The organism is Asticcacaulis sp. AC466 (assembly GCF_000495815.1).
Lineage (GTDB): Bacteria > Pseudomonadota > Alphaproteobacteria > Caulobacterales > Caulobacteraceae > Asticcacaulis.
The window spans coordinates 511,118-527,320 of sequence record NZ_AWGE01000001.1; the positions used below are offsets into that span (position 1 = coordinate 511,118).

Consider the following 16,203-nt stretch of genomic DNA (forward strand, 5'->3'; position numbering starts at 1 on the left):
GTCCTATGAAGACGATAATTGTGGTGGCCATCGCGGTCATTGGGGCGGTTTCGGCGCCGTTGGCTCAGGCGGACAGGTTGGATCAAACGAATGAGGCATCCTCCCCGGAGGGGAACTGGTCGCGCGGTGATGGCAAGGCAAAGGTCCGTATAGCGCCTTGCGGCGATGATTTGTGCGCGGTCAATACCTGGATCAAGACGGGCGTAAAGGACGAAAAGGTTGGCGACAAGCTGGTCATGACCGTATCGCACAGCGGTGGCGGCCAATGGAGCGGCAAGGCCTATGATCCGCAACGCAAACTGACCTACCGCCTCAAGATGACGGTTGCCGCGGACACCATGAAGACATCCGGCTGCGTCCTGGGCGGGTTGATATGCAAAGGCGTGACCTGGAGCCGGATCTAGAACAGAATGCTCCTTTACGCGCTCTATCCGAACCCGCGTCACGCCTTTCGGATCCACAAGGGTATTAGCCCCGTCTGTGAGCGCGCGGGCTGGTTCCGGTCCATCGCTTGAACGCGCGAGAAAAGGCGCTCGGCTCGGAAAACCCGACCAGATAGGCCGTTTCGTTCACCGATAACTTTTCGCCGCTCAGGTAATGCACGGCCATCCGGTGGCGCAGGTCGTCCAGCACCTGCTCGAAGTTCGTCGCTTCGGCCGCCAGTTTGCGATACAGGGCCTGACGGCTCAACCCCATTCTTTCGGCGATGCTGTCCATGCCCAGGTCGCCGGTATGCAGATGAGGGATCATCAGGCTTTCGACGCGGCCGCGCACGGTTTTCGAGCTTTCCAGGCTTTTCATCAGCGCTTCGGCGTGTTCGCTGAAGATGCCGAAAACGTAGCGATTGGCTATATTTATTTCCAGTGACAACCAGGATGCGTCAATCTGCATGGCATTGCGCTCACTGTCGAAGGTCACGGGCACCTTGAGAATCCGTGCATATTCGGCAGCGTGGGCCGGCCGGGCATGGGTGACGTGGATTTGCTTGACGAACGGCGTGTCACCGTAGTGTCGGGCGACTTCGCAGATGAAACGTGAAAAGGCGGCTTCGGTCAGTTCCGGAAATGCATCGGCGGGGCGGCGATCTTCCAGCCACAGGCCGTCCGCACGCGGCGTCAGCTGAAAGCGGTCGCCATCGGTCAGGCCGTCGATTTCGATGACGAGCTTGTTAAAGCGATTGAGTTGCTTGAGCGCTTCTCCCATGGTCGGTGCGGACTGGCAAATCAGGCCAACAATGGAAAATGCCTCGAAGCGCGTACCTTCGCTGAATTGCAGGGCCAGGGCCGGGCTGTCGCACAGGACCTGGCCCGCGCGGACAAGGGCGATGAAGGCCGACAAGGGCAGGCGTTTATCCTGATCGTCGAGATCAGACGGCGCGATGCCGGCCCGTTCGAGCAGATGGCGTCGGCTGGCGCCTTTCGATATGGCGAAATCGAGCAGCGCCCGGGTGTAACCGGCTGATACCGTCGCGGCGCTCATGGTCTTTCCTCCTGTGGGCGGTCACTGTCGCAGGCCGTTACGCTAAGTCAACTTTTTGATCTGTGCGGTCATGGACCGTCAAGCCCCGGCATTGATAGCCTTGCAAATTAATAGGGGCCATGTTCATGATTCAAGCGTCATCCGCCGCGTCCAGAGCGCTCAAGATTTCGGCCATCGCCTGGTTCGTGGCGGCGGTGGCAGGGCTATGGCTATTCGGCTCTTACATCGTGGCGCTGTACGGCACCGGTGCCGTCACGGGAGACTGGCAGCGCTGGAACGCCGTGCTGCCCAAGGATCACGGGTATATGCCGGGCGACCTAGCAGGCAACATCGCCCTTGGCGGACACCTACTCATGGCGGCCATCCTGACTTTCGGCGGCGTTGTGCAACTTGTGCCCCATATCCGTGCCCACATTATGCCCCTTCATCGCTGGAACGGCCGGCTGTTCATACTGACGGCCATTCTGGTGGCGGCAACCGGGCTTGTCATCAACGCCTTGCGGGGCAATGTCGCCGGGCTGTACATGCAGATCGGCAACATTACTGACGGCTTGCTGGTCATCCTGTCCGCCGTCCTGACTTGGCGATACGCACGGGCGGGAAATATAAATCTGCACCAGCGTTGGGCCATGCGCACCTTCATACTGGTCAACGGGGTGTGGTTCTATCGCCTAGGCATGATGGTGTGGCTCATCGCCACTCAGGGTGCCGGTCATACAGATGCGTTCGACGGCCCTTTCGACCTGTTCATAGGCCTGGGGCATTTCCTGCTGCCTCTGGCGGTGCTGGAAATCTACATGCGGATACGGGACGGGGGCGGGAGTGGTGCGAAATGGATCATGACCTTGGTTATGGCACTCATCACGGTCATAACAGCGGCGGGCATTGTGGCGGCGACCCTGTTCATGTGGCTGCCCAATCTACGATAGTCCGTAGAAAAGGAGCGGTGAAAAAACCGTGACAGCGCTGTCATTTTTTGCTTGCGGTAGCGCTAACAGTTTGCTATTGAAACCGCCTAGGCTTTTTTCAAAGCCTTTGCCCTTCCTGGGCGTTTCCTCCCTGTAGACTTTAGGCCGGCGCTGACTAAGCCCGGCCTTTTTTTTGCCTGGAGCGGACTACAGGGGCCTCAAAATGAGTTGGAAAGCGCGATGGCGCCGCACAGGTTGCGCGCATACCTCGACAAAAGCTCAATCGCTATTGTCGAAGCAAAAGCGATTAAGCGGCATGGCCTTCGGCGCGACGCATACGCCAGAACCGAATGGTGCGTTCGGCTGTTTCCTTGGGCAGGTCCTGATACAGCTTGCCATATTCCGCTGCCTTGCCCATGGCGTTTTCCTGGTTGGCCAGCATGATCATGGCGTAGGTCAGGAACAGGGCCTTATCGAGACCGGCGGCCTTGCAGGCGATGGCCAGGGCGTCGACCTCCTTCTTGTCGACCAGATGGCGCGCGGTCAGGAAGTCGAGATCGGCCATTTGCGACAACGCGACCAGGAAATAGGTCGGATTTGGGTCGCGCATATATTTGGCCAGCAGTTGCGGCGTCAGGCGCGCACTCCGGCGCAGGGCTTCGACCTCGGCGAAGATTTTTTCGTAGTCTTCGGGGAAGCTGCCATAGGCCATGGCGACCTTGTTACGGCCTTTCGATAGGGCCAGTTCAAGGGCGGCGGGGTCCAGCTTTTCGTTTTCCTGCATAATGCGTTCGCGCAGCCGGGTTTCAACGACAAAATACATGTCGTTCATCAGATCTACCGGCATGTCGCGGCGATTGACGACGACCTCATGCAGGGCCGGGTTGGCTTGGGCGCGCTGAACGACCTGTTCGTTGGAAGCCCGCGACAGCCGTGCACCGTCGTTGCTGAGCAGGGTGTGCAAGGTGGTGTCGTCGCCGCGGTTGACGATGACGCCGGACACGCTTTCGGGCACCTCCTCACGCTTGGAGACGGCGCGCATGTGGTCCTGACCCTTGGTCGAGACGACATGCAGCAGGTCGCTTTCGGACAAGGCCTTGGAGCGGGTGAGAATCTGTTCGGCGACCTCGATGTCGTCGCTCGCCAGGCGGCGAAGCAGACCCAATGGGGCCGCGCGGGCCGAGGCGATCGTATTGGCGATTTCAGCGCGAACGACGGTTTCCATGTCAGCGGACAACTGACTCATGACTGTGTCGTACAAAGTCATTTCGGTGTCGCTGATCTCCTCTGGGTGCGCCATGAAGATGTTGGTGACCTGACGCAACAGTTCGCGACGGCGGCCGCTTGACGGTTCCTTGGCCAGTTCGATCAAATTAGTAAGTGAAGATGTTTGCACGCGCGACATGCGGGTTACCTTGGAGTTGAATCTGGCTGTTTAGGGGCGGAATCGGCGGAATCATGATCGTTGTTCGGGTCGCCGCCTTCAACGGCGTCGATGCCGTTAATCCCCAGAAGCGCGCCGGTGGCGTCATGATCGACGGTAATCGGATCGGGTTTTATGCCATATTGACGGTGCAGGCTGTAGAAGCGGGGTTCGTCCGAGGCGCCGGTGGCGCGCTCGCCCGGAATGAAGACGTGATCGGTTTCCTGGGACGCCAACGAGGCCGTCGGCTCCGGCGGCGTGGCCTGATCAGCGGGCTTCCCCTTTGGGGCTGCGGTTTTGGATGGACCGGATTTCGATTCCGTTCTGGCTTCGGGCTTTCCGGGCGCGGCGACGGGCTCGGTCTGCCGGGCTTGAGCTTGAGCTTTAGCCTCTGCCTGAGCCTGGGCCGCGCGGGCGGAGTCGATGCGGGCGGCATATTTGCTGGTGGCCGGCACCTGATAGGCACCGCTACGATCGGCGGGGCCGGGCGCGGGCGTCGTGGCCAGCACCGGCGCCGATTCTGCTGTTCGGGCATCCGCCTTTGAGGGTTCGACCTTGTGCGGCTCGCCTTTCGGAGCGGTGGCGTTGGCAACGGCGGTAGTCGGCGCGCCTGAGGCAGACGATCTTTTGGGCAGCAGGTCAGGTTGAACGGACGGTTGGGATACGGGTAGGGGGTGTGATACGGCCAGTTGTTGCGCGTGCGAGGTGGCTGGCGGCACCGTTGCCGGCGCGGGCGCGTCGGCCATGCCCGGATCATCGGCCAGCCCGGGATCTTCCGGTTGTGGCACTGCGACGACTTGCGGCGCGCGCGGCGCGGTCAAGGGAATGGGCGTCGATATGGACGCTACGCTATCGGCGTGAACCGGCGCCTGAGGCATGGGTTGGTAAGACGGCCGATAAGACGGTTCCGCGACAATCTGAGGCTGTTTTGGCGCCGCCATCTGGCTGGCGACTGGTGTGGGCTGTGCAGCGCCTGCTTTGGTGGGCCAGCGCAGGCTGCGGGCAAAGGGGTCGCCGACCTGCCCATAGGGTGACGCAGGCACCGGATAGCTGCCGTTTGAGGTATGAATGGCGTCGCTTGGAGGACTCACACGACCGTCAACGGTCTGTGCGGAGGCGCCTGGCTGCGGCTTGTTCGACCAGTTGAGGTAACCGCCTGCAGAAGCCGCCATCGATGCCGTGCACGTGGCGGCAGACGTCAGGACGACGACGCCGATCGACAGGCTGAGGACGAGGCGGGAGGGCTGTGGCATGATTCTCGGACGGTGGGACTAGATTGCAACGTCTTAACCCTAAGCGACCGAGTTTAATTAAGGCCTAATATGTCCGGCCGTTTTGAAATATGCGTTATCTTTAGCCGGCCAGATTTCTAACCCTCCACATCCCTAGCCTGCAAGGCTTTCGCGCTTTTCTTCCAGTTCCAGCCATTCCATTTCGCCATTTTCGAGATCGGTGCGCAGCGTTTCGAGCTTTTTCATGGTCGCGTCGAAGCCTTTCGGGTCACGGCTGTAGAGCGTCGAGTCTTCCAGTACCTTTTCCAACCGGACGATTTCGGCCTGCCATTGGGGCATCAGCTTGTCCAGGTCCTCCAGGCGCTTCTGGTCCTTGTAGCTTAGCTTTTTGGGCGCTGTCTTGACCGGTGATGGCGCGGCGGCCGCCGATTTCGCTTCGATCTTGGCGGCTTCCTTGCGCGAAATTTCCGCAAAGAAATCAGGGTTCTGTCGAATGAAGTCCTGCCAGCCGCCCGGCGTTTCCGCCGCTCCGCCCCGGCCGTTCAACGCCAGGGTAGAGGTTGCCAGCCGGTCGATGAAATCGCGGTCGTGGGATACCAGAATCAGCGTGCCGTCGTAATCGGCCAGCATATCTTCGAGCAGGTCGAGCGTATCCATGTCGAGATCGTTGGTCGGTTCGTCGAGGACAAGCAGATTGGTCGCCCGGGCCAGCGCGCGGGCCAGTTGCAGCCGGTTGCGTTCCCCGCCGGACAGGGATTTCACCGGCTGGCGCAACTGCTTTTCGCGGAACAGGAAATCCTTGGCATAGGCCGCGACGTGACGCGGCTGGCCCTGCACCATGATGGAGTCTGAGCCGGAATTGGCCAGCACATCCCACAGGGTTTCCTCACCCTTCAGGGCATCGCGGCCCTGGTCGAGATAGGCGATTTCCAAGGCGGTGCCGAGGCGGATATCGCCGCTGTCGGCCGGCATTTCGCCCAGCAGCAGTTTGACGAGCGTCGATTTTCCGGCACCGTTGGGGCCGACGATGGCCAGTCGGTCGCCGCGCATGATGCGGGTGGAAAAATCCTTCAGCAGAACCTTGTCTCCGAATGACTTGGAAATGCCTTTGACCTCGGCGACCAGCTTGCCCGAGGTCGAGCCCGAATCGATATTCATTTCCATCGGCCGGGTTGTCTGGCTCATGCGGAAGGCATGGTCGCGGCGCATGTCATCCAGACGGGCGGCGCGGCCTTCGTTGCGAGTGCGCTGGGCGGTGATCGATCTGTAGAAGGTATAGGTTTCGCGTTCGATCGCCTTTTCCAGACGGCGCAGGCTTTCGGCCGTTTCCGCCTCCATCTTGGCCTGCCATTCGTCGAAACCGGCATAGCCTTCGTCACGACGCAGGATGCGGCGTTCGTACAACCAGTAGCAGCGTTGGGTCACGCGTTCCAGGAAGGTCCGGTCGTGGGAGACAATCAGGGCTGCACCACGGAAGCCGCGCAAGCGGTCTTCCAGGGTTTCGATGGCGAAGATGTCAAGGTGGTTGGTTGGTTCGTCGAGGAAGATCAGATCGGGGGCTTCGGCGAAGGCCTTGGCCAGCGCGGCGCGGCGCTTTTCCCCGCCGGACATGCCGACGGTGGATTTGTGCGGATCGATGCTGAACGCATAAAGCTCAGCCTCGGCGGTGTAATGTTCCGCCCCGCCCGATGTCGCCCAGTCGAGGATGGTGTCGCCCACCGGTTCGGGTTCTTGCAGCACGAAAGAGTAGCGAACGCCTTGCTGGACATTGCGCTCGCCGGAATCCGGTTCGATGAGGCCTGCAAGCATGCGCATCAGGGTCGATTTCCCGGCGCCGTTGCGCCCGACCAGGCAGGCGCGCACCCCGCGTTCGAGCGCGATGTCGACACCGTCGAACAGGGGCGTGGGACCGTCCATCAGGCGGACGTCTTTCAGGGCGAGGAGCGGGGCTTTGGCAGGCGCTTTGGACATGCAGGGGGTGTAGTCGGCGTAGCGCCGATTTTCAAAGGATTTTTCGAAGCAAAGTACCAGGATGACCTTAGAAGCGCAGGAATCGGACGTGCAAACCGTTTCGGTTGCCTCTATATAGCCGCCGATGAACGATAATTCCGCGCAAAAGCCCTTTTGGGAAACCAAAACTCTCAACCAGATGAATCCGCAGGAATGGGAAAGCCTGTGCGACGGCTGCGGCCTGTGCTGCCTGGTCCGCTTCGAAGACGAGGAGACTTTGGAAGTCATTCCGACACGGGTCCATTGCAAGCTGTTCGATCCAGATAGCTGTTCCTGCTCCAACTATGTCAAGCGCAAGAAATATGTGCCCGACTGCATCAAGCTGACGCCGGGCAATATCGAGGATTTGCTATGGATGCCGTTGAGCTGCGCCTATCGCCGGCTGCATGAAGGCAAGACGTTGCCGGCTTGGCATCATCTGATTACGGGCGACCGCGAAACCGTTCACCGGGCCGGCGTGTCGATCCGCGCGCAGACCATATCGGAATTGGCACTGGGTGACCCGGAAGAAGCCCTCGACTTCGCAGCCTGGGACCTGAACGAGGATCGCTCAGATTGGCCGGCCGAAGATATAGATGTCGAAGAACGCGCTATGAAGCGGCCTGACTAAGGCTTGGTATGCAGAGTTACCTTATTAACTATTAACGAAGCCGCGCCAAATCCGGCTTTCGCCCTTACCGGATTTAGCTCACCAGTGTGGGTTATGATCTTGAAAAGGGCATGTCCATGAAACGCATCATTATCGCGGCGACCTTAGCGGCCAGCATCGGTCTGTCGGGCTGCGCCGGCTATTACGGCGGATACGATCGCGGCTATTATACCGACGGTTATGACGTCTATTACGACAACTATTACGGCGATGTCCGCGATGGGTACTGGAACAATGACGGCTGGTACTATTATCGTGATGCGCGTTCGCATGACTATCGTCGCGATGATGGACGCCATTTCCGCCGCGACGCCTACAATGGGTATCGCCAGTGGAAGATGTATGATCGACGTGACCGCGGGCACGAGAGAGAGCGAGGCAGAGGGCAAAACCGCCACTATCGTGATCATTAATTGAAAGCGCTTCCATTGCGGTGTCCAAAGGGGCTTGTGTCGCGCCGCGACTGGCCGCATAAAGCTGGCGATAGTAGTATATTGACTGGCGAGACGACTTTTGAGTGCAGGTAAACCGACTATTGATGATGTGGCGGCGCTGTCTGGGGTTGCGCGGGCGACGGTGTCGCGTGTGCTGAACGGAGGCCCTAATGTGCGCGAGGAGGTCCGCCAGCGGGTATTGAAGGCCGTGGATAAGCTTCAGTACAAGGTCAATATGCAGGCGCGCTTTCTGGCTGGCGGCAAGACTCAGGTGCTGGGTCTGGTTTATGCGTCGGACTTGGATTCGGAGCCGAACTCGTTTTATCATTCGGGCTTGGAATTGGGAGCGCTTCGCGCCTGTGCCGAGGCCGGATTTCAATTGCTCATGCATACCGTCAATCAGCATTCGTTAGGCAAGAACGAAAAGATCATCGATCAGTTGGTCGCAACACGGCGTTGCGACGGTCTGATCCTGACGCCGCCTTTCTCGGACGATACCCGCTTGCTGCACGAACTCGATGCCCGTAATTGTCCCGTAGTTTGCATTTCGCCTGGGCTTGAGGCGCAAAAGCTGGCGTCCGGCGTCGGGATAGACGACGAAGTGGCGGGCTACGAGATGACCCGCTATATGCTCTCGTTAGGCCATAAAAAATTCGGTTTTATCAAGGGATTGGAAGGACATTTATCCGCGGAGGAGCGCTATTCCGGGTTTCGCCGCGCCATTGCGGAGGCGGGGTTGGATGAGGGCGATATCGTGGTAATGCGCGGTAACTTCACCTTCCGGTCGGGTGTTGAAATGACAGCCGCCATCCTGGCCAACGCGAATCAACCGAGCGCCTTGATCTGCGCCAATGACGACATGGCCGTTGGCGCCCTGTTTTCGGCGCACAAGGTTGGCCTGAATATCCCACAGGACCTGTCCATTGTCGGGTTCGACGATACGCCGGTGTCGGAAATTATCTGGCCCCCCCTGACCACTGTGCACCAGCCTTTAAAAACTATAGGCTATCGTGCCGTCGAGATGATTGTCGAAAAAATCAAGGCGAACAAGACGACCGGCCCCGCGCCAGCAAAATATACGGTCGTGCCGCATAAGGTGGTTATGCGGGAGTCGGCCTCTGCGCCGAGATGACATGCTTCACCTGCGCCCGGTGACAGGCGCAGCTGCTTCCGCTCACCCGTCGTTCCGAACGTCTCCGAATGAGCTGCTGCATTTAGGCAAATTGGGAGCGCTCTCATTTTCCGTGTCTGCGGGGGACGGGGGCGAATTTGAACGTTGGCTCCGTGTCATATTCATCACAACCTGTGTGCAATGAGGCTATTTTAGGGGCATTTGTAACCGTTTTGACGCTGATGGCTTGACAGCTCAGTGCGCTTTGACGCAGGGATTGAGAGCGCTTCCAATTGCGGATCAACCGCAACTCAATAAGCACATAGATCTGACTGGGAGGATTTTAGATGAAATCTGTCAAACGGCGCGGCCATGCTGCGTCTATCAAAACTGCATTGATGACGACCGCCGCGTGCGCCATCGCCATGGGCGGTTTCGCTGTTTCGGTCCACGCTCAGGAGGCCACCGGCGCTGCGCCGGCCGAAGATTCGACCACTGTTGTCGTCACCGGCATCCGCCGTGGCCTCCAGGACTCGCTGGCCATCAAGAAGAAAAACACCTCGATCGTCGAAGCGGTGTCGGCCGAAGATATCGGCAAGTTGCCGGACGCTTCGATCGCAGAATCCCTTGCGCGGCTACCGGGCCTGGCTGCGCAACGCGTCGGGGGCCGCTCGCAGACCATTTCCATTCGGGGCTTGTCGGGTGATTTCTCGACCACCCTGCTGAACAACCGGATGCAGGTGTCCTCCGGCGACAACCGTGCGGCCGAATTCGACCAGTACCCATCGGAAATGGTTTCGTCGGCTGTCGTCTATAAAACGCCGGACGCCGGCATCACCGGTCAGGGCCTGTCGGGCACCGTCGTGCTCAACACGGTTCGTCCGCTCGATTATAAAAAGCGCGTCATCTCCGTCAACCTGCGCGGTTCGGTCAATACCAATGGTGAGGTCGTGCCGGGCTATAGCGCCAATGGCAACCGTTTCAGCCTGGCCTATATTGATCAATTCTTCGATGGCAAGCTGGGCGTGGCCTTCTCATACGCTCACCTCGACGATCCGTCGGAGTTGCAACATTCCAAGAGCTGGTGGTGGGACAAGCAGGGCAACGATTCGATCACCGGTCAGCCGCGGCTCGGCAATGCTGATGCGCTGGGCCTGCATGGCGTCGAAATCTGGTCAACGGCCCGTAAGCAGACGCGCGACGGTTATATGGCCGTGTTCGATTTCAAGCCGAACGACAATTTCCGCAGCGTCAATGACTTCTACTATTCTGTCTTCGATCAGAACGAAGTGACACATGGGGCGGAGTGGTATCAGACCCAGTGGACGGACGATATCCACTTCTCCAACGTGGTCCAGTCCGACCATGGCGGCACGCCGGTCGTCCAAAAGGCGACGATCAGCGGTATTGCCCCGATCATTCGTAATGACAATAATCTGCGCCGCGATGAAATGTTCAGCTTCGGTTCGAACAACCGGTTCAACATCGGCGCCTGGCGTTCGGTGGTCGATTTCGGCTATTCGCGTTCGGTGCGCAAGGAAAGCATCGCTGAAACCTATGCCGGCTACGGCACCAACCCGACTCCGCTCACCCGGACCTTCGATACTATTAACGAAGACATCGCCTATGGCGACTTCCCGCATCTGAGCCCGGGCCTCAACTACGCCGACGCCTCCAAGGTCTATCTCGGAGATGTGGCACCCTGGGGTGGCTGGGGCCATGATGGCGCCATCCGCACGCCGAAGGTTACCGATCAATTGGCAACTGTCCGTTTCAGCGGCGTACACGACGTCGACTGGTTCGGCTTCAAGAGCGTCGAACTGGGCGTTGATTACTCGCACCGCGTCAAGAACAAGGGGGTGCAGGAATGGGATCTGTGCCTGAAGGGCTGGGATCAGACTGCAAACGACTGCCACGGGACGCGCGTCGCGGTGGCGGCCGGCGACGTCCAGCAAGCCACGAACCTCGATTTTGCCGGGTTCGGTGGTGTCCTGTCCTACGATCTCGGCAATGTTGTCGGCAAATATTATGACCGTCGCGCCATCCTCAATGACGACAATCTGAACAAGTACTGGCAAGTAGATGAAGAACTGACCACCCTGTTCGCCAAGTTCAATATCGACACGGAAATGGGTGGCCACGGACTGCGCGGTAACCTGGGGCTGCAATATGTCGCGGCCAAGCAGACCGCCGGTGGGTACGATATCTACCAGCATTCCAGCGGCACTAGTCCCTCGCTCGGCAACTGGGTCAAGACCGGCTCCGACTACGGCGATTTCCTGCCCAGCCTGAACCTGATCTACGACATCAACGACAGCTCCGTCTTCCGGTTCGCAATGAGCCGCGCCATGGCCCGTCCGCGGATGGACGACATGCGCGGCACCCGTAACGCCAGCGTGCCGTTGCCGGGAGCCGGCACCACGACATATCAGCCGCACTGGAGCGGTTCAGGCGGTAACCCTAAGCTCAAGCCGTGGATCGCCGATGGTGTCGATTTCTCGTATGAGCGTTACTTCAACAAGACCAGCTATATCGGCGTCGCCGTCTTCCAGAAGGTTCTGCGCACCTATATCCGCAACGTCACCGATCCGCATTTCGACTTCGCCGCCAATGGTTTTGTCAACTACACCGGCGCGACGCCTGTGCCCTGGCCCGACAGCCTCACCTATCCCGGCGGCGCTCCGGCCAATATCGGCCCGTTCACGCAACCGCAAAACGGCCATGGCGGCAATGTCAGCGGCCTGGAACTCAGCGGCGCGCTTGACGGCAGCCTGGTGTGGAACAAGCTTAACGGCTTCGGCTTGATCGGCAGCTTCTCGCGCGGTTGGACCAATGTCCAGTCGGGCGATCCGATCGACCCGAGCAAGCTTCCGGGCTTCTCGGGAGACGTGGCCAACGTCACCGGCTATTACGAAAAGGGCGGCTTCTCGGCGCGCGTGAGCTACCGTTACCGCTCGGAATTCCTGGGTGAAGCCTATGCGCTGTACGCCAATCGTGCTGTCACGCGCATCTTGGCCGACAAGCAGGTCGATGGTCAGATCAGCTATCAGATGCAGGACGGCCCGCTCAAGGGCGTTACCTTCCTGCTTCAGGGCTACAACCTCGCCAACTCCAACTATCAGACCCAGTTGAAAGTGTCTGAAAATCGTGCCGCGGATGGCTCGTCCTTCCCGGAAAACTACGAAGAGTATGGCCGGACCATCCTGTTCGGAGTCAGCTACCGGTTCCAGTAAGTCCCGAGCTTCTGAACCTGGCGGTTCCCCGTATCTATGCGGGGGCCGTACCTGGCCATCCGGGAGGTTTGTCTCCCTTAACCTCCCGGATGGGCCTCAATATGTATTCGTGAGCGCAGGCAGTCTGTCCATCCTGACGGGTGACGATCAACGCCTGCCTCCGCGTTTAGGATTGCCAATGTCAAAGTCTTCCTTCCGCCGGGCGCTGCTCGGATCGATCTCCGCATGTCAAATTCTCGGTCTTTGCCTGGCGCCGATGGCGCGGGCCGAAGAGCTGAAACAATGGCCGCACATCCAATCGGCCATCCCTGAAGACGCCGCCATGGAAGCGAAGATCAAGGCGATGGTCGCAGGCATGACCCTGCGTCAGAAGATCGGCCAGATGACCCAGGCGGAAATCAAGGCGGTGACTCCTGACGACGTGCGCAAGAATTATCTCGGCTCGGTGCTCAATGGCGGCGGCTCCTGGCCGTACATGATGAAGCACGCCACCCTAAAAGACTGGGTTGCCATGTCCGACGGCTTTTACGATGCGTCCATGCGGACCGATATGAAGGTCAAGGTGCCGCTTCTATGGGGCACTGACGCGGTTCACGGCCATGGTAATGTTATCGGCGCCACCCTTTTCCCGCATAATATCGGTTTGGGCGCCGCGCACGATCCAGAACTGATCCGCGAAATTGGCGCCGCCACGGGTCGGGCGGTTCGCGCCACGGGGATCAACTGGGTTTTCGCGCCGACACTCGCAGTCGTCGAAGATCAGCGCTGGGGGCGGACCTATGAAGGCTTTTCCTCCGATCCCATGCTGGTCAGAGCCTATGCCACCACCTATGTCGAAGGGATGCAGGGCCATTTCTCGAAGGCGGAAAACGTCGTCGGCACCGCTAAGCACTATATCGGTGACGGCGGGACGCTGAACGGCAAGGATCAGGGCGTGAACATGTCGCCCGAATCCAAGCTGATGAATTACCACGCCCAGGGGTATTACGGCGCGCTCGGCGCCGGTGTTCAGACGGTGATGGCGTCCTACAGCTCGTGGACGGACGGCCCCGGCGGCAAGGCCTATGGCAAGATGCACGGCAACGAATATCTCCTGACCGAGGTACTTAAAGACAAGATGGGCTTCGACGGCTTCGTTATTTCGGACTGGAACGCGGTTGGTCAGATTCCGGGCTGCCTGAACTATCATTGCCCCCAGGCGATCAATGCGGGTATTGACATGATGATGGTGCCGCTGGAATGGGATAAGTTTATCGACGCGACCGTGGCCGATGTCGAAAGCGGCGCCATCCCGATGTCGCGCATCGATGACGCAGTGACGCGCATCCTGCGCGTTAAAGTGCGTGCCGGTATCTTCGGCAAGCGTCCCTCCAGCAATCCATATGCCGGCAAGGCATCGGCCATCCAGGCGCGTGACCTGGCCCGCCGGGCCGTGGCGGAATCGCTGGTTCTGCTTAAAAACAACGGCGCTTTGCCCCTCAAAAAGGGCGCGAAGATACTGGTTGTCGGCAAAAGCGCCGACAATCTCGGTAATCAGACGGGCGGCTGGACCATCACCTGGCAGGGGACAGACAACGCCAACAGTGATTTCCCCAATGCCGACAGCATCCTGACCGGGATCAAGGCCGAAGCCGGTGCGGCCAACGTGACCTACAGTGCCGACGCCTCGGGGGTGGATGTCTCCAAATATGATGCAGTCATCGCCGTAATCGGTGAAACGCCCTATGCCGAAACGGCCGGCGATATCACCAATCTGTCGCACACCGCTCGCCATCCCGAAGACGTGAAGGTGCTCCAGGCTGTGTCGGGCAAGGGCAAGCCGGTCATTACGGTGTTTGAGTCTGGCCGCACAGCCTATGCCAATGACCTGATCAACCTGTCCGACGCCTTTGTGGCGGCCTGGTTGCCCGGATCTGAAGGCAAGGGCGTGACCGATGTCCTGTTTGGCGCGAAGGATTTCAAAGGCACCTTGTCGTTCGACTGGCCATCGGCTGCTTGCCCCACCCAAAACTTGGCCAAAAATTCGGAGCCTCTGTTCGCATTGGGTTACGGCCTCAGCTATGCTAAATCGGGCGAGGTCGGGCCCTTGCCCGTGTCTAATCCCGATGGATGCCAATGACCCCTTTGAGAAAAGTCGTAATCGTCGGCGGCGGGACGGCCGGCTGGATGGCCGCTGCCCTGCTGTCGAAGCTGACGCGCCAAAAAGCCGGTCAGAAAAATGGCCAGGCGTATGAACGGGGGCTCGAGATTGAACTGGTGGAGTCCGAGGACATCGGCACCATCGGCGTCGGCGAGGCGACTATTCCAGCGATCAAGCGGTTCAACCACCTGCTCGAACTCGACGAAAACGACTTTATCCGCGCGACCCAGGCGACGTTCAAACTCGGGATCGAATTTACCGACTGGGGTCATGTCGGCAACAGCTATATCCATGGCTTCGGTAAGATCGGCCAGGATTTGGGCTGGTTGCGTATGCACCAGTACTGGCTGAAGATGCGCGGCACAGGCCAGGTATCCGATGTTTTCGCCGACTATTCGATCAATACCGCCGCGGCCTATGAAAACCGCTTCATGCGGGCGCGCGACGACATGAAGGCGTCGCCCTTCAACGACATTGCCTATGCCTACCATTTCGATGCCGGACTGTATGCGCGATACCTGCGCACCTATGCCGAAAAGCTGGGCGTAAAGCGAACCGAAGGGCGGATCGTTAGGGTCAATCAGCGTTCCACCGATGGGTTTATCGAAAGCGTCAGGCTGGAAAGCGGCGCTGTGGTGCCGGGCGACCTGTTCATCGATTGCTCGGGCATGCGCGCGCTGCTGATTGAAGAGACCCTCGGATCCGGCTTCGAGGATTGGAGCCATTGGCTGCCGTGCGACCGCGCCATCGCGGTGCCATGCGGGTTCAGGCCCGCGCAGGCTATTTCGCGCACGGGTTCTGACGCGCCTGCCCGCCTGCCGAATGCTGAATTGGCGTCCGGATTGACGCCTTATACGCGATCAATCGCCCGTCCGGCGGGCTGGCAGTGGCGCATCCCCTTGCAGCACCGCATTGGCAACGGCCACGTCTTTTCCTCACGTTTCATGAGCGAGGACGAAGCGACGGCGATCCTGATGGCCAATCTTGACGGCGACGCCTTGGCGGAGCCGCGCGTCATTCGTTTCAAGACAGGCAAGCGCCGCAAGGTTTGGCAAAAGAATGTCGTCGCGGTTGGGCTGGCGTCGGGGTTCATGGAGCCGCTGGAATCGACCTCGATCCAGATGGTGCAAAGCGCGCTGTTGCGCATCGTCGCCCTGTTTCCGGACATGTCGTTCGCCCAGACCCAGATCGATGCCTATAATACTCAATCCGATTTCGAATATACGCGCATCCGCGACTTCCTGATTGCGCACTACAAGGTGACGACGCGGGACGACACGGCCATGTGGCGGTTTTGCCGGGACATGGATGTGCCGGAGACGCTGCGGGCGCGGCTCGACCTGTGGCGCCGGGCGGGGCGCTATTTCAAGGACGCCGACGAGTTGTTCGCCGATGAAAGCTGGATACAGGTGCTCATCGGGCAGGGCCTGGTCCCGGACAGCTATGACCCTTTCGTCGATCTCAGGCCGGACGAAGAGGCCGTCAAATATCTCAACGACATAAAGACAGTGATCGCCAAATGTGTGGCGGTCATGCCGGCTCACGCCGACTACATAGAGGCCACCTGCAAGGCCTGATCGGAGG

12 protein-coding genes are annotated in these 16,203 nt (G+C 59.6%); 8 read left to right on the forward strand and 4 right to left on the reverse strand.

Features of this window, described 5'->3' with window-relative positions:
* Positions 1 to 5: 5 nt before the first annotated feature.
* Positions 6 to 404, forward strand: coding sequence for a DUF2147 domain-containing protein (locus AEAC466_RS25405; protein ID WP_023456529.1), 399 nt, complete (start codon positions 6 to 8; stop codon positions 402 to 404).
* A gap of 64 nt (positions 405 to 468) precedes the next feature.
* On the opposite strand, the gene AEAC466_RS25410 is transcribed toward AEAC466_RS25405, so the two are convergent.
* Positions 469 to 1,479 (reverse strand): AraC family transcriptional regulator, encoded by a 1,011-nt coding sequence (locus tag AEAC466_RS25410; RefSeq protein WP_023456530.1) that lies wholly within the window; start codon positions 1,477 to 1,479, stop codon positions 469 to 471.
* A gap of 125 nt (positions 1,480 to 1,604) precedes the next feature.
* Here AEAC466_RS25410 and AEAC466_RS25415 point away from each other — a divergent pair, with 125 nt between their 5' ends.
* Positions 1,605 to 2,408: a DUF2306 domain-containing protein gene (locus AEAC466_RS25415; protein WP_031238103.1), complete on the forward strand. Its 804-nt coding sequence runs from the start codon at positions 1,605 to 1,607 to the stop codon at positions 2,406 to 2,408.
* Between the two features lie 286 nt (positions 2,409 to 2,694).
* Here AEAC466_RS25415 and AEAC466_RS25420 read toward each other — a convergent pair whose 3' ends face one another.
* The 3 genes from AEAC466_RS25420 to AEAC466_RS25430 all read right to left on the reverse strand — a co-directional run bounded on the left by AEAC466_RS25420 (position 2,695) and on the right by AEAC466_RS25430 (position 7,013).
* Positions 2,695 to 3,792, reverse strand: a complete 1,098-nt coding sequence (locus tag AEAC466_RS25420; RefSeq protein ID WP_023456532.1) for a DUF2336 domain-containing protein — start codon at positions 3,790 to 3,792, stop codon at positions 2,695 to 2,697.
* A gap of 5 nt (positions 3,793 to 3,797) precedes the next feature.
* Positions 3,798 to 5,063, reverse strand: a complete 1,266-nt coding sequence (locus tag AEAC466_RS25425) for a hypothetical protein (RefSeq protein WP_023456533.1) — start codon at positions 5,061 to 5,063, stop codon at positions 3,798 to 3,800.
* A gap of 132 nt (positions 5,064 to 5,195) precedes the next feature.
* Positions 5,196 to 7,013 carry an ABC-F family ATP-binding cassette domain-containing protein gene (locus AEAC466_RS25430; RefSeq protein ID WP_031238104.1) on the reverse strand — a complete coding sequence of 606 codons (1,818 nt, stop codon included), beginning with the start codon at positions 7,011 to 7,013 and terminating at the stop codon, positions 5,196 to 5,198.
* 124 nt (positions 7,014 to 7,137) lie between these two features.
* Here AEAC466_RS25430 and AEAC466_RS25435 point away from each other — a divergent pair, with 124 nt between their 5' ends.
* The 6 genes from AEAC466_RS25435 to AEAC466_RS25455 all read left to right on the forward strand — a co-directional run bounded on the left by AEAC466_RS25435 (position 7,138) and on the right by AEAC466_RS25455 (position 16,196).
* Positions 7,138 to 7,662 carry a YcgN family cysteine cluster protein gene (locus AEAC466_RS25435; protein WP_031238106.1) on the forward strand — a complete coding sequence of 175 codons (525 nt, stop codon included), beginning with the start codon at positions 7,138 to 7,140 and terminating at the stop codon, positions 7,660 to 7,662.
* A gap of 116 nt (positions 7,663 to 7,778) precedes the next feature.
* Complete coding sequence (locus AEAC466_RS43555; protein ID WP_155913455.1) at positions 7,779 to 8,114, forward strand: hypothetical protein; 336 nt, start codon at positions 7,779 to 7,781, stop codon at positions 8,112 to 8,114.
* A 100-nt stretch (positions 8,115 to 8,214) separates the two neighbouring features.
* Entirely contained in the window at positions 8,215 to 9,267 is a 1,053-nt protein-coding gene (locus AEAC466_RS25440) for a LacI family DNA-binding transcriptional regulator (protein ID WP_031238110.1), read from the forward strand.
* A gap of 326 nt (positions 9,268 to 9,593) precedes the next feature.
* Positions 9,594 to 12,479: a TonB-dependent receptor gene (locus AEAC466_RS25445; RefSeq protein WP_023456538.1), complete on the forward strand. Its 2,886-nt coding sequence runs from the start codon at positions 9,594 to 9,596 to the stop codon at positions 12,477 to 12,479.
* A gap of 178 nt (positions 12,480 to 12,657) precedes the next feature.
* Positions 12,658 to 14,598 carry a glycoside hydrolase family 3 protein gene (locus AEAC466_RS25450; protein WP_023456539.1) on the forward strand — a complete coding sequence of 647 codons (1,941 nt, stop codon included), beginning with the start codon at positions 12,658 to 12,660 and terminating at the stop codon, positions 14,596 to 14,598.
* Positions 14,595 to 16,196 (forward strand): tryptophan halogenase family protein, encoded by a 1,602-nt coding sequence (locus AEAC466_RS25455; RefSeq protein WP_023456540.1) that lies wholly within the window; start codon positions 14,595 to 14,597, stop codon positions 16,194 to 16,196. Before AEAC466_RS25450 ends, AEAC466_RS25455 begins: the two co-directional genes overlap by 4 nt.
* The last annotated feature ends 7 nt before the right edge of the window (positions 16,197 to 16,203 follow it).

What these genes read in the sequence shown, in the direction of transcription:
- AEAC466_RS25430 (WP_031238104.1), bottom strand. Translation starts at nt 7,013, where the DNA reads ATGTCCAAAGCGCCTGCCAAAGCCCCGCTCCTCGCCCTGAAAGACGTC.
- AEAC466_RS25405 (WP_023456529.1), top strand. Translation starts at nt 6, where the DNA reads ATGAAGACGATAATTGTGGTGGCCATCGCGGTCATTGGGGCGGTTTCG.
- AEAC466_RS25420 (WP_023456532.1), bottom strand. Translation starts at nt 3,792, where the DNA reads ATGTCGCGCGTGCAAACATCTTCACTTACTAATTTGATCGAACTGGCC.
- AEAC466_RS25455 (WP_023456540.1), top strand. Translation starts at nt 14,595, where the DNA reads ATGACCCCTTTGAGAAAAGTCGTAATCGTCGGCGGCGGGACGGCCGGC.
- AEAC466_RS25445 (WP_023456538.1), top strand. Translation starts at nt 9,594, where the DNA reads ATGAAATCTGTCAAACGGCGCGGCCATGCTGCGTCTATCAAAACTGCA.
- AEAC466_RS25415 (WP_031238103.1), top strand. Translation starts at nt 1,605, where the DNA reads ATGATTCAAGCGTCATCCGCCGCGTCCAGAGCGCTCAAGATTTCGGCC.
- AEAC466_RS25410 (WP_023456530.1), bottom strand. Translation starts at nt 1,479, where the DNA reads ATGAGCGCCGCGACGGTATCAGCCGGTTACACCCGGGCGCTGCTCGAT.
- AEAC466_RS25425 (WP_023456533.1), bottom strand. Translation starts at nt 5,063, where the DNA reads ATGCCACAGCCCTCCCGCCTCGTCCTCAGCCTGTCGATCGGCGTCGTC.
- AEAC466_RS25435 (WP_031238106.1), top strand. Translation starts at nt 7,138, where the DNA reads ATGAACGATAATTCCGCGCAAAAGCCCTTTTGGGAAACCAAAACTCTC.
- AEAC466_RS43555 (WP_155913455.1), top strand. Translation starts at nt 7,779, where the DNA reads ATGAAACGCATCATTATCGCGGCGACCTTAGCGGCCAGCATCGGTCTG.
- AEAC466_RS25450 (WP_023456539.1), top strand. Translation starts at nt 12,658, where the DNA reads ATGTCAAAGTCTTCCTTCCGCCGGGCGCTGCTCGGATCGATCTCCGCA.